Source organism: Marilutibacter maris (assembly GCF_006546735.2).
Taxonomy (GTDB): domain Bacteria; phylum Pseudomonadota; class Gammaproteobacteria; order Xanthomonadales; family Xanthomonadaceae; genus Marilutibacter; species Marilutibacter maris.
In genome coordinates this window covers 26,088-39,647 of record NZ_VICD02000108.1, presented here as the reverse complement: position 1 = coordinate 39,647, position 13,560 = coordinate 26,088, and the positions used below count along the sequence as shown (strand labels likewise).

Below are 13,560 nucleotides of genomic sequence, written 5' to 3'. Positions count from 1 at the left end.
CGATTGGGGCGCCTCCGACCGCAACGTTCCCGGTGGCCAGCGTGGCGAAGGACCGGGCCTGTTCAACAGCGACGGCAGCGTGCGGCTGGCGGAACAGCCGGGCTCGGCATCGCCGGCGCAGCCGCCGGGGACCTATACCGAGGAAATCACCGACCTCGACCGCAACGGCACCTGGCTTAAGCGGCCGCCGGTCGGCTACGAGCCGACCCTGTTCGATCGCTACTGGCGGCCGAACGAGAACCTGCTGCAGGAATGGGTGCGGCGCGGCATCAAGTCGGTCGAGATCCCGATCCCGGGCACGACCAAGAAGATCAGCTGCGCGGTGTCGCTGCTGGCGCTGGGCGGCGGTTGCGGGATCAGCGACCCCAACCTCAACGAGCAGCCGGCCGAGGCGCGGCCGCCGCCGGACATTCCGTTCAAGCCGGAGCTGCAGGAAGACAACGGCAGTCTGCGCCCCGCCGACGGCGGTTGAATCAGGCTTCCGCGGTGACCGGGTCGATCACAGCGGTCACTTCCGACACCCGGTCGACCGGGAAGCCGCCCTGGCGGGCGTGCTCGCGGATCGCCGCCTCGTCGTTGGCGATGTAGATGCAGTAGACCTTGTCGCCGGTGACGAAGCTCTGCTGCCACTGGATCTGCGGCCCCATCCCGTCGAGCACCTCGCAGGAATTGCGCGATATCTCCTGCAACTGCGCCGCGGTCAGCTGGCCCGCGCCTGGAATCTCTCGTTCGATCACGAATCTGGGCATGACGATGGCTCCTGTGGTGAGGCGTCCCGCCGCATGCGGGGCGATCATCACAACGCAGAATGGCAACGAAAAAGGCCCGCTTGTGCGGGCCTTCGTCGTCCGTTGCCGGCAGCTGACGGCTCAGTGCACGTCGTGCAGATCGCGCAGCTGGCTCTCGCGCGAACCGAAGTAGGCCGCCAGGTCGGCAATCTGCTGGTCGGTCAGGCTCTTGGCCTGGCTGGACATCAGCGCATGCTCGCGATCGCCGCCGCGGTACTGCTGCAGGGCGTGCGCCAGATAGTCGGCGTACTGGCCACCGAGCTTGGGGTAGGTCGCGTCGATCGGGGCGTTGCCCTCGGCGCCGTGGCAGTCCACGCAGGACTGGCCGGTGGCCTCGCCCTTGGCGCTGGCCAGCTGTTCGCCGGCGGTGACATGGCCCTGCGGCAGGCCGGCCGAGGAGGAGGTCGGCGCCGCGTGGGCTTCGCCGGCCTCGGCGTGGCCGTCTTCGCCGCCGCCGGAGCACGCGGCCAGGGCGAGCAGGGCGGCCGCGATGGCGCTGATCCTGATGATGCTGATCTTGTTCGTCATGGGCTTGTGCTCACTCACTTCAGGCTGGACAGGAAGGCGGCAATATCGGCGATGTCCTGGTCGGAGAAGCTCTGCGCCTGGGCCTGCATCGTCGGGTGCTTGCGCGTGCCCTTCTGGTACTCGTGCAACGCGTTGGCAAGGTACTCCGCGGACTGTCCGCCGATCTTGGGCACCTTGTAGCTCGGGTAGGCGTTCTTGTAGCCGGTGATTCCGTGGCAGCCCTGACAGGTGTAGGTCAGCATGCGGCCCTGATCGGCATTGCCCTGCAGGGCGGCCTGGGCGGCGGCGGGAGCGGCCTCGGTGGCGGCCTCCTCGGCGGGCGGCGGGGTCACGCTCTCGTCCTGGGCGCGGCTGGGCGCGAAGGCCAAGGCGGTGGTCAGGGCAAGGCTGGCGGCGATCGTCAGCGGTCGCATCATGTCTATGTCCGCAATCTCGAATGGCTGGCAGGGAAGGCTGGCTGGCGGCGGGGCGGCCGCCCCGTCACTCCGACCACGCATAAGTCCGCAAGTATAGCCTGCGATTCGGCCTCTGTTTAGGGAGGCTGGTTGAGCAGGCTGGTTGGGGAGGTTGGTTGGGGAGGCGAGAACAACGCGGTCCCGGACCCGCACCGGCGTCGCCGGTTCGAGTCTGAGCCGGTTCCGATGCCGGCCGCATGCCCGGCCGGGGCCTCCGGCGAGGTCGCGGCGGGGCGGCGAGCACATCCGCCCCGTTCGTCGCAAGCCCGACTTGCGGGACATGACGATGCAACCGGTCGACGCCATGCTGCATCCCATGTTCATGGCGTATCCGACGCCGGCGCCGTCCCGCCCGCGTCGCAGCCGCCGTTGGTCGGAGTAGGCGGGCGTGGCGGCAGTCACCATGACCTTCGGCGCATGCCGAAATCAGAACTGGTGATATACATATCTACAACACCGGCATACACCCCGGTCGGGACCGGGGTGCAGCGGTGGTCCCGACCGCCGACGGCCGCCCCCGGGCCGCCCGCCGGCACCGGTCTCCAGACAACTTCATCAATACTCCAGGGTCCCAGAATCATGTCTTCCCTCACGCGTAATCCCGGCGCCTTCGGTGCCCGCGCCGCCATCCTGACCTTGAGCTGCCTGCTCGCGCTGTCCGCCTGCAAGGGCGGCAACGGTGAGGCCGAGGCCAAGGAAGGCAAGGACAAGAAGGTCGAGGCGATCCCGGTCGAGGTCGTCGAGGCCGGCCACCGCGCGATCTCGGCCAGCTACACCGGCACCGCGGCGCTGGAGGCGCGCGCCGAATCGCAGGTCATCGCCAAGATCTCCGGCGTCGCCCTGGACGTGATGGTGGAAGAGGGCGACCGCGTCAACGCCGGCCAGCAGCTGGTGCGGCTGGACGCCGACCGTGCGCGGCTGCAGGCGGCGCAGACCGCCGCGCAGATGGCCAAGCTGCAGAACAACTACGCGCGCGCGCGCCAGCTCGCCGAGCAGAACCTGATCAGCGCCAACGACAACGACCAGCTCAAGTACGACCTGGAAAACGCCCGCGCCGCCAACCGGCTGGCCCAGCTCGAGCTGTCCTACACCAACGTGACCGCACCGATCTCCGGCGTGGTCGCGTCGCGTTCGATCAAGCCGGGCAACTTCGTCCAGATCAATACCCCGATCCTGCGCATCGTCGACATCTCCAGGCTCGAGGCGACCCTGAACGTGCCCGAGCGCGAACTGGCCACGCTCAAGCCCGGCCTGCCGGTGCGGATGCAGGTCGACGCGCTGCCGGGCCGGACCTTCAGCGGCACCGTCGATCGCGTCGCCCCGGTGGTCGATGCCGGCAGCGGCACGTTCCGGGTGATCTGCGCCTTCGATGGCGACGACATCCTGCAGCCGGGCATGTTCGGCCGCATCAGCATCGACTACGACCAGCGCGCCAATGCCCTGGTGGTGCCGCGCAACGCGGTGGTCGACGCCGAGGGCGACCCGGCGCTGTTCGTGCTGCGCGAGAGCAAGGCGGCGCGCGTGCCGGTCAAGCTCGGCTACATCGACGGCGAGTGGGTCGAGGTGGTCGAGGGCGTGAAGCCCGGCGACCGCGTGGTCACCGCCGGCAAGAGCGCGCTGCGCGAGGGCACCGACGTGCAGGTGGTCGGCGCGCCGGGCAGCGACCCCGAGCCGGTCGCCGCCGCCGAGGCCAAGTCCGACGACAAGACCGAAACCCAGCAGTAAGCGCCGGAGCCCGACGTGAGCGACCCCGTGACGAACCACGCCCCGCCCGAGCCGCGCGGCTTCAACCTGGTCGAGTTTTCCACCCGCCGCCGGGTGACGATCTGGATGATCACGATCAGCCTGCTGCTGTTCGGCGTGATCTCGCTGTTCAACCTGAAGGTCAACCTGCTGCCCGACCTGAGCTTCCCGACCCTGACCGTGCGCACCGAGTACACCGGTGCGGCGCCGTCGGAGATCGAGACCCTGATCACCGAGCCGGTCGAGGAAGCGGTCGGCGTGGTCAAGGGCCTGCGCAAGCTCAAGTCGGTCTCGCGCACCGGCCAGAGCGATGTCGTGCTCGAGTTCGCCTGGGGCACCGACATGGACAAGGCCATGCTCGAGGTGCGCGACAAGATCGAGGTGCTGCAGCTGCCGCAGGAAGCCGAGCAGCCGGTGCTGCTGCGCTTCAATCCGTCGACCGAGCCGATCGTCCGCCTCGCGCTCAGCGTCAAGGAGGAGGCATCGGGTGACGGCCTGCGCCAGCTCACCGCGATGCGCCGCTATGCCGACGACGACCTGAAGAAGAAGCTCGAGCCGGTCGAGGGTGTCGCCGCGGTCAAGGTCGGCGGCGGCCTGGAGGACGAGATCCAGGTCGATATCGATCAGCAGAAGCTGGCCCAGCTGAACCTGCCGATCGACACCGTGATCACCCGCCTGCAGCAAGAGAACGTCAACGTCTCCGGCGGGCGCCTGGAGGAGGGTTCGCAGCGCTATCTGGTGCGCACCGTCAACCAGTTCGCCAGCGTCGACGAGATCCGCGAGATGCTGGTGACCACCCAGCGCGTGGGCGCCAGCGACGCGACCAGCGCGGCCGAACAGATGGCGCGGGTCGCCGCGGCCACCGGCGACGCCAGCGCGATGGCCGCCGCGGCCTCGGTGCAGAGCGCATCCTCCTCCGGCCAGAGCACCGCCGCCGGCGGCATGCCGGTGCGGTTGAAGGACATCGCCGAGGTCCGCCAGGGCTACAAGGAGCGCGAGGCGATCATCCGCCTGGCCGGCAAGGAGGCGGTCGAACTGGCGATCTACAAGGAGGGCGACGCCAATACGGTGTCGACCGCCGACCAGATCCACAAGCGCCTGCAGCAACTCGAGTCGACCCTGCCCGAACAGTTCGAGCTGACCGTCATCGAGGACCAGTCGCAGTTCATCCGAAGCGCGATCAGCGAGGTCAAGAAGGACGCCCTGATCGGCGGCCTGCTGGCGATCCTGATCATCTTCCTGTTCCTGCGCGACGGCTGGAGCACCTTCGTGATCGGCCTGTCGCTGCCGGTCTCGATCGTCACCACCTTCTTCTTCATGGGCCAGATGGACCTGAGCCTCAACGTGATGTCGCTGGGCGGTCTGGCGCTGGCGACCGGCCTGGTGGTCGACGACTCGATCGTGGTGCTGGAATCGATCGCCAAGGCGCGCGAGCGCGGCCTGGGCATCCTCGAAGCGGCGATCACCGGTACCCGCGAGGTCAGCATGGCGGTGGTCGCCTCGACCCTGACCACGATCGCGGTGTTCCTGCCGCTGGTGTTCGTCGAGGGCATCGCCGGCCAGCTGTTCCGCGACCAGGCGCTGACCGTGGCGCTGGCGATCGCGATCTCGCTGCTGGTGTCGATGACCCTGATCCCGATGCTCAGCTCGCTCAAGGGCCGCGCGCCGATGAGCTTCCCGGAGGAGCCGTCGCATCCGCGCTGGCACCCGGAGTCGAAGCTGCAGAAGCCGCTGGCGGCGACCGGACGCGGCATCGGTACCGGCATCCGCGGTGCGCTGTTCGGTGTGTTCTGGGTGTTCGTGCGCCTGTGGCGCGGCCTGGCCGCGGTGGTCGGCCCGGTGATGCGCAAGGCCAGCGACATCGCGATGGCGCCCTACGGACGTGCCGAGCGCGGCTACCTGCGCCTGTTGCCGGCGGCGTTGGCGCGGCCGGGTCTGGTGCTGGGCGTGGCCGCGCTGGCGTTCGCCGCGTCGCTGGCGATCGTGCCGATGCTGGGCGCCGACCTGATCCCGCAGCTGGCCCAGGACCGCTTCGAGATGACGGTCAAGCTGCCGCCGGGCACGCCGCTGCGCGATACCGACGCACTGGTGCAGGACATCCAGCGCAAGCACAGCGAGGACCCCGGCGTCCGCACCATGTTCGGCGTCTCCGGCAGCGGCACCCGGCTCGACGCCAGCCCGACCGAGAGCGGCGAGAACATCGGCAAGATCAGCATCGTGATGACCGATGGCGGCAGCGAGAAGATCGAGGCCGAGGAGACCGAGCGCCTGCGCGAAACCATGCTGGCGCACCCGGGCGCCCAGGTCGATTTCAGCCGCCCCGAGCTGTTCAGCTTCTCCACGCCGCTGGAAATCGAACTGCGCGGCGACGATCTGGGCGTGCTGCAGGAGGCCGGCCAGCAGATGGCGACGATGCTGCGCGGCAACGACCACTATGCCGACGTCACTTCGACGGTCGAACAGGGCTTCCCCGAAATCCAGATCCGCTTCGATCAGGACCGGGCCGGCGCGTTGGGCCTGACCACCCGCGAGATCGCCGACGCGGTGGTCAAGAAGGTGCGTGGCGAGGTCGCGACCCGCTACAGCTTCCGTGATCGCAAGATCGACGTGCTGGTCCGCGCCCAGGAGTCCGATCGCGCGTCGGTCGAGGACATCCGCCGATTGATCGTCAATCCCGGCAGCAACCGGCCGGTGACCCTGGAGTCGGTCGCCGAGGTGCTGGCCACCACCGGTCCCAGCGAGATCCATCGCGCCGATCAGGTCCGGGTCGCGGTGATCTCGGCCAACCTGCGCGGCATCGACCTGGGCACCGCGGTCGAGGAAGTGCAGAAGATGGTCGACGAACGGCCGCTGTCGCCGGGCGTGCGCATGCACATCGGCGGCCAGGGCGAGGAACTGGCCGAGTCGGTCGCCTCGCTGCTGTTCGCGTTCGGCCTGGCGATCTTCCTGGTCTACCTGGTCATGGCCTCGCAGTTCGAGTCGCTGCTGCACCCGTTCGTGATCCTGTTCACCATCCCGCTGGCGATGGTCGGTGCGGTGCTGGCGCTGATGCTGACCGGCAACACGATCTCGGTGGTGGTGTTCATCGGCCTGATCCTGCTGGTGGGACTGGTCACCAAGAACGCGATCATCCTGGTCGACAAGGTCAACCAGTTGCGCGAGTCCGGCCTGGGCAAGCATGAAGCGCTGATCGAGGGCGCGCGCTCGCGCCTGCGTCCGATCACCATGACCACGCTGTGCACGCTGTTCGGCTTCCTGCCGCTGGCGATCGCGGTGGGCGAGGGCGCGGAGGTGCGTTCGCCGATGGCGATCACGGTGATCGGCGGCCTGCTGGTCTCGACCCTGCTGACCCTGGTGGTGATCCCGGTGGTCTACGACCTGCTCGACCGCCGTGGCGACGCCTATTACCGCGAGCGCGGCGCGCGCGGTCTGCATGTCGGCGCGGCATTGCCCGCCGATGCCCGCGGCGACCTGGACAGCGGAGAGCAGCAGGCATGACAGTCGCCGAACTCAGCCTGAAACGTCCCGTCACCACGGTGATGCTGTTCGTGTCGATGTTCGTGGTCGGCCTGATCGCATCGTTCCGGTTGCCGCTGGAAGCGCTGCCGGACGTCTCGGCCCCGTTCCTGTTCGTGCAGCTGCCGTACACCGGCTCGACCCCGGAAGAGGTCGAGCGCACGGTGCTGCGGCCGGTCGAGGAAGCGCTGGCGACCCTCAACGGGGTCAAGCGGATGGGCGGCGGCGCGCGCGCCGACGGCGCCTACGTGTTCATGGAGTTCTCCGACTGGGACAAGGACATCGCGATCACCGCCTCGGAGGCGCGCGAGCGCATCGATGCGATCCGCGACGAGCTGCCGGACGATTTCCAGCGCTACTTCGTCCACAAGTTCTCGACCAGCGATGAGGCCTTCCTGCGCGTCCGCCTGGCCGCCGACATCGACCTGACCGGCGCCTACGAGCTGATCGACCGCGAGATGAAGCGGCGTATCGAGCGGGTTCCGGGCGTGGCCCGGGTCGAGATCAGCGGCGCGCCGCCCAACGAGATCGAGATCGCGATCGACCCCGAGCGGCTGACCGCGCACGGGGTCAATCTCAATGAACTCAACGCCACCCTGCGCGCGGTCAATTTCTCGGTCTCGGCCGGCACCATCGACGACGCCGGTCTGCGCCTGCGGGTGCAGCCGATCGGCGAGCTGACCACGCTCGACCAGCTGCGCAACCTGGTCGTCGGCGCCAACGGTCTGCGCCTGTCCGACATCGCCGAGGTGCGGCTGAAGGGCTCGCGGATGGACTATGGACGCCGCCTGGACGGGCGCGCCGCGGTCGGCCTGGACATCTACAAGGAGCGCAACGCCAACCTGGTCGAAACCTCCAAGCGCGTGCTGGAGGTGGTCGATGAGATCCGCGAGTCGCCCGAACTGAGCGGCATCGACCTGAAGGTGATCCAGAACCAGGGCGAGGAGGTCACCGACTCGCTGATCGAACTGGCCGAGGCCGGTGCGATCGGCCTGCTGCTGTCGATCGCGGTACTGTTCTTCTTCCTGCGCCACTGGCCGTCGACGCTGATGGTCACCCTGGCGATTCCGATCTGCTTCGTGATGACCCTGGGCTTCATGCACTTCTCCGGGGTGACCCTGAACGTGCTGACCCTGATGGGCCTGCTGCTGGCGGTCGGCATGCTGGTCGACAACGCGGTGGTGGTGGTCGAGAGCATCTACCAGGAACGCGAACGGATGCCCGGGCAGCCGGCCAAGGCCTCGATCGTCGGCACCCGCCACGTCGCCATCGCGCTGTCCGCCGGCACCCTGTGCCACTGCATCGTGTTCCTGCCCAACCTGCTGGGCGAGACCAACAACATCAGCATCTTCATGGCCCAGATCGCGATCACGATCTCGGTGTCGCTGCTGGCGTCGTGGCTGGTCGCGGTCAGCCTGATCCCGATGCTGTCCTCGCGGATGAAGACGCCGCCGGCGGTGCAGAACGAGAAGGGCCTGATCTCGCGCCTGCAACGCCGCTACGCGGGCACGCTGCGCTGGACCCTGGAGCACCGCGGCTGGAGCGTGGTCGGCATCATCCTGATCATCGCGCTCAGCATCGTGCCGATGACGCTGACCAAGTTCGACATGTTCGGCGGCGGCGGCGGCAAGGAAGCGCAGATCTACTACCAGTGGAACGGCGGCTACACCAAGGAGCAGATCTCCGACGAGGTGCTGCGGATCGAGAAGTACCTGGAAGCGAACCGCGAGCGCCTGCAGATAAAGCAGATCTACTCGTGGTACAGCGAGCAGGGCGACGCCGCCACCATGGTGACCTTCGACGACGAGATCGGCGACATCAAGCCGCTGACCGAGATCATCAGCAAGGAGCTGCCGAAGTCGGCGCGGGTCGAGGTCGGCATCCGCGGCCAGGGCGACCGCGACGGCGGCAACGAGGGACTGCAGGTGCAACTGGTCGGCGACTCGACCCAGGTGCTGACCGATCTGGCCCGCGACATCGTCCCGGTGCTGGCCGCCCGCAGCGAGCTGCGCGACGTGCGCGTCGACGCCGGCGACCAGAACAGCGAACTGATCGTGACCGTCGACCGCGAGCGCGCGGCGGCGTTCGGATTCAGCGTGCAGGAAGTGTCGAGCTTCGTCGGTCTGGCCCTGCGCGGCGCGCAGCTGCGCGAGTTCCGCCGCGGCCAGACCGAGGTGCCGGTATGGGTGCGCTTCGCCGGCGCCGAGAAGTACGGGGTGGAGGACATGGAGAGCTTCATGGTCCGTTCCGCCGACGGTCGCTCGGTGCCGTTGCTGAGCATGGTCGATGTCAGCGTGGTGCCGGCGGCGACCCAGATCAGCCGCACCAATCGCCAGACCACGGTGACGATCGCCGCCAACCTGGCCGGCGAGACCACCACCCCGGACGCGCGCAAGGCGATGGAGGAGACCCTCAAGTCGATGGCGTTCCCGCCCGGCTACACCTACTCGTTCGACGGCAGTGCGTTCCAGCGCGACGACGAGGCGGCCAAGCAGATGATGTTCAACACCCTGCTGGCGCTGGTGATGATCTACGTGGTGATGGCGGCGGTGTTCGAATCGCTGCTGTTCCCGGCCGCGATCATGAGCTGCGTGCTGTTCTCGGTGTTCGGCGTGTTCTGGCTGTTCTGGATCACCGGCACCACCTTCAGCATCATGGCCTTCATCGGCATCCTGGTGCTGATGGGCGTGGTGGTGAACAACGGCATCGTGATGATCGAGCACATCAACAATCTGCGAAGGCGCGGACTGTCGCGCACCGACGCGCTGGTCGAGGGCAGCCGCGAACGCCTGCGTCCGATCATGATGACGATGGGCACCGCGATCCTGGCGATGGTGCCGATTTCGCTGAGCGACACCGTGGTCCTCGGCGGCGCCGAGTACTCGCCGATGGCGCGCGCGGTGGCCGGTGGGCTGGCGTTCTCGACCGTGGTCAGCCTGCTGTTCCTGCCGACGATCTACGCGATCCTCGACGATCTGCGCAACGGCATGATCCGGATCATCCGCCGCGCCCGCGGCAAGTCGCCGGACCCGGCCGGCGCGGCGGTCGCGGCGATGCACGTGGAGTGATGTCGCGACGGGGCCGGCAGCCAACGCCGGCCCCGCTCGCAAGGCTGGACAGCAACAGGCCCGGGCGGGAAACCGTCCGGGCCTGCTTCATCGTCATGCGGTCTATTAGGTAGGAGCGGCGCGAGCCGCGATGGAGCTGTAACAGGAAACACCCCGGTCGCAGCTCACGCAGCTCCTACGAAGCCCATCCTGGAGCGCGTGGACACGCCGTCAGCGTCTCCCGTAGAGGCGGCGTAAGTCGCGATGGAGCTTTAACGGAAACGTCCCGGTCGCAGCTTACGCAGCTCCTGCGAAACCATTCTGGAGCGCACGGACACGCCGTCAGCGTCTCCCGTAGGAGCGGCGTAAGCCGCGATGAGGCGCTGCCGGAAGCGTCGAGCGCGGTTTGAAGTCAGCCGAACAACTTGCCGAACATGCGCAGGCCGCCGGTCCACACGCCGATCGCGGTGCCGAGGCTGGTCAGGAAGAAGTTGAGCAGGACCCGGGCGACCCGGTTGCGCCACCAGCCGCGCAGGGTGCCGACGTCGTCGCGCAGGGCCATGAAGTCGGCATAGGTCGGTTTGCGCACCCAGGCCTCGGTCAGCGCGCTCAGGGTGCCCGAGGCCAGGGCCGGATGCAGCGGGGTGATCGGCGAGGCGAGGAAGGCGACCAGGATGCTCAGTGGATGTCCGCCGGCGATCGCGCAGCCCAGCGCGCCAAGCAGACCGGTGGCCAGCACCCACTGCAGCAGCAGGTCGGAGCCCACGTCCAGGCCGCCCTGCCAGAAGCCCCAGGCGAAGCCGCCGAGCACGAACACCGACAGCGCGATGGTGAACCACGGCACATCGCTCTTCTTCGGCAATGCCTCCAGTTCCTCGCGAATATTCGCAGGCGGCGTCGGCTCCTCGCGCAGGTGCCGGGCCAGGCCCTGCAGGTGGCCGGCACCGACCACCGCCAGCACTTCGCGGGCGTCGCCGGCACTCTCGCGCAGGCGCGCGGCCATGTAGCGGTCGCGCTCGGCGATCACGGTCTCGTACAGCGCCGGGCTGTCGCTGGCGAACTCGCTGAAGCTGGAGGCGAGCATGTCGCCGGTCTTGAGCTTCTCGATGTCGTCCTCGTGCACCGGCTCGTCGACGAACAAGCCGGCGAGCAGGCCGCCGCCGAGCTTGGCCCGGCCCCAGAAGCCCAGCTTGTTGGATGCGCGCTTGAAGGTCAGGCCGACCTCGCGATCGATCAGGTGCACCGGCAGTTCGCGTTCGCGCGCCTCGACCACGGCGCGCTTGAGCTCGGCGCCGGGCTCGATCCCGAGCTGTTCGGCGAGTCGGCGCTGATAGGCGGCCAGGGCAAGATTGGCCGCGAACAACGCGGTGCGGCCGGTGCGGATCACCTGCACCAGGTCGAGTTTGGCGAGCGCGTCGGGGTCGGTCAGCGACTGCAGGCGTTGCCGGTCGAGCTCGACCGCCACCGCGTCGAAACCGCCGCCCTCGATCGCCTCGCAGACCGCGTCGACGCTGGCCTGCGACACGTGCGCGGTGCCCAGCAGGGTGTAGCGCACGCCCTCGCGTTCGACGATTTCATGGGGCTGGTCGCGCCAGGTCGGCGGCGCGGCGGTCGCGGTTTCGATCATGCGGGAGGAATCCGGTGGGAAGCGGTCGATCGGGGCATCGCCGATGCGCGAGGGCCCGGTCGTTCGATCTGGGGACCATCATGCGCGAGACAAGCCCGCACCGCCAATCCGCCGTGGCCAGCGGCTGTCGCGACGACGATACGGGCATCGTCCTGGCCGGTGTCTTTCCCCAGGACCGTCCATCGCGGCTGACGCCACTCCTACGAAAGGCAACAACCCCCCGTAGGTGTGGTGCGAGCGGTGATGGTTTGTTCCGCTCAGGCGAAGCCATAGGGCAGGTCCTGGGTCGAGACGATCCGGTCGCCAACCGTCCTGCCTTCGATGAAGTCGACGCCGGCACGAATCACTTCCGGGTCGTCGAGGATGCGGCGGTGACCGAGGCCGTCGGTGGTCAGCAGCCGCGCATGCGGCCAGAACCGCGCGTAGCGCTCGCCCTCGCTCCAGGGCACTTCGCGGTCGCGCAGGTCGTGCACCACCAGCGCCGGCTGCGCCAGGTGCGGCACCACCGTGTGTGCCTGCATGTCCTCGAAGCGGATCCCCAGCCGCGACTCGAACTGCGCGCGCATGCGCCGGCACACATGGGCGGCCAGGCCGATCATGCCGGCGAAGCGACGGCTGGCATCGATCGGGTCGGCGGCCGGCGCGACCAGCACCACGCGGTCCGCGCGCAGGCCCGCCTCCAGCGCCAGCATGGTCGCCGCACCGCCGAGCGAATGACCGATCACCGCCGCGGCCGGCCCGAACCGCCGTCCGACCGCGAGCAGATGGTCGCGGAATCCGGGCAAGGTGGTCTGTCGGCCTGGACTGCGGCCGTGCGCGAACTGGTCGAAGCCGACCACCGCGTAGCCGGCCGCGGTCAACGCAGGCAGCCAGCTGTCGATGCGCAGGCCATGGCTGGACCAGCCGTGCGAGAACAGCACGTAGGGTTGTCGCGCCGGCTCGCCCCAGACATAGGCGACGACACGGTGGCCGTCGGCGTCGACATCGACCCGACGCCCGTCCGCCGGCAGCGGCTGGCCGGCGGCGCGGCGGGTGGCCGCCAACGGGGTGGCGAACAGCCGGCCGGCACGGGCCGCCGTCGTTTCCGGCGCCAGCCAGCTGCCGAGTCCGAATGCGGTACGGATCAGTCGCCCGATGATATTTGATCGAACGGTCGTGCTTATTTTCTGTCGTGGCAAGGCGTGATTGCGGGTATCCCGGTTCATGGCATGTACCTGCGGGTTTCGTTCAGGAGGTGGGGGAGGGCTCGGCGGCGTAAGCGCCCAGCAGCCGCTCGAGGCCCTTGCGGCCGCGCTCGGCGGCCGATGCGTAGCCGAACAGCCCGGCGTCGTGATGCACGCCAAGCGCGATCGCATACAGCTCGAACGCCATCTGCTCGGGCTCGGTATCGGCGCCGAGCTCGCCGACGTCGACCGCCAGCCGGATCGCCCGGGCCAGCTCGCCGCGCCAGGCATGTTGCTGCATCAACACCCGATCGCGCAGCGGACCGGGGCGGTCGTCGTACTCGCTGACCGCGGCGACCAGCAGACAGCCGCCCTCGTTCTGGCGGGCCCAGTCGAACCAGCCCAGCACGATCGCGCGCAGTCGCGCCAGGCCACGCGGTTGCGCCAAAGCCGGCGTCAGCACCGCGTTCACGAAGCGCTCGCCGGCATGGTCGAGGACCGCCAGTTGCAGGTCCTCGCGCGAGCCGAAGTGGGCGAACACGCCGCTCTTGGACATGCCGACCGCCTGCGCCAACGGCCCGATCGACAGGCTCTCCAGGCCGCCGGCGCAAGCGAAGCCGTAGGCCTGATCGATGATCGCCTCGCGGGTGGCGGTGCCTTTGCGGGTGGCGGCCAGTGCGTTCATGGCGGCAA

At 68.7% G+C, this 13,560-nt stretch carries 9 protein-coding genes and 1 pseudogene; 4 read left to right on the top strand and 6 right to left on the bottom strand.

The features are described 5' to 3' along the window. A pseudogene (locus tag FKV24_RS19230) lies at positions 1-472 on the top strand (transmembrane repetitive protein); the annotation flags it as partial. Position 473: 1 nt separating this feature from the next. Here the strand turns inward: FKV24_RS19230 and FKV24_RS07410 are convergent. From FKV24_RS07410 to FKV24_RS07400, 3 genes are all read right to left on the bottom strand, one after another. Continuing rightward, on the bottom strand, positions 474-749 hold the full coding sequence (locus tag FKV24_RS07410; protein ID WP_111266458.1) for a DUF4242 domain-containing protein: 276 nt from the start codon (positions 747-749) through the stop codon (positions 474-476). Positions 750-869: 120 nt separating this feature from the next. Continuing rightward, entirely contained in the window at positions 870-1,316 is a 447-nt protein-coding gene (locus tag FKV24_RS07405) for a c-type cytochrome (RefSeq protein WP_141481922.1), read from the bottom strand. A gap of 14 nt (positions 1,317-1,330) precedes the next feature. Next, positions 1,331-1,729 carry a c-type cytochrome gene (locus FKV24_RS07400; RefSeq protein ID WP_111268054.1) on the bottom strand — a complete coding sequence of 133 codons (399 nt, stop codon included), beginning with the start codon at positions 1,727-1,729 and terminating at the stop codon, positions 1,331-1,333. A gap of 621 nt (positions 1,730-2,350) precedes the next feature. On the opposite strand from FKV24_RS07400, the gene FKV24_RS07395 reads away from it, so the two are divergent. From FKV24_RS07395 to FKV24_RS07385, 3 genes are read left to right on the top strand one after another with little or no spacing between them, the layout of a single operon-like run. After that, complete coding sequence (locus tag FKV24_RS07395; protein WP_141481921.1) at positions 2,351-3,496, top strand: efflux RND transporter periplasmic adaptor subunit; 1,146 nt, start codon at positions 2,351-2,353, stop codon at positions 3,494-3,496. 15 nt (positions 3,497-3,511) lie between these two features. Further along, positions 3,512-7,012: an efflux RND transporter permease subunit gene (locus FKV24_RS07390; RefSeq protein ID WP_223250070.1), complete on the top strand. Its 3,501-nt coding sequence runs from the start codon at positions 3,512-3,514 to the stop codon at positions 7,010-7,012. Then, complete coding sequence (locus FKV24_RS07385) at positions 7,009-10,098, top strand: efflux RND transporter permease subunit (RefSeq protein ID WP_111266455.1); 3,090 nt, start codon at positions 7,009-7,011, stop codon at positions 10,096-10,098. Before FKV24_RS07390 ends, FKV24_RS07385 begins: the two co-directional genes overlap by 4 nt. A gap of 391 nt (positions 10,099-10,489) precedes the next feature. On the opposite strand, the gene FKV24_RS07380 is transcribed toward FKV24_RS07385, so the two are convergent. From FKV24_RS07380 to FKV24_RS07370, 3 genes are all read right to left on the bottom strand, one after another. Beyond that, positions 10,490-11,704 (bottom strand): TraB/GumN family protein, encoded by a 1,215-nt coding sequence (locus FKV24_RS07380; RefSeq protein ID WP_141481920.1) that lies wholly within the window; start codon positions 11,702-11,704, stop codon positions 10,490-10,492. 257 nt (positions 11,705-11,961) lie between these two features. Next, on the bottom strand, positions 11,962-12,909 hold the full coding sequence (locus tag FKV24_RS07375) for an alpha/beta hydrolase (protein ID WP_141481919.1): 948 nt from the start codon (positions 12,907-12,909) through the stop codon (positions 11,962-11,964). Between the two features lie 22 nt (positions 12,910-12,931). After that, positions 12,932-13,552: a TetR/AcrR family transcriptional regulator gene (locus FKV24_RS07370; protein WP_141481918.1), complete on the bottom strand. Its 621-nt coding sequence runs from the start codon at positions 13,550-13,552 to the stop codon at positions 12,932-12,934. Positions 13,553-13,560: the final 8 nt, after the last annotated feature.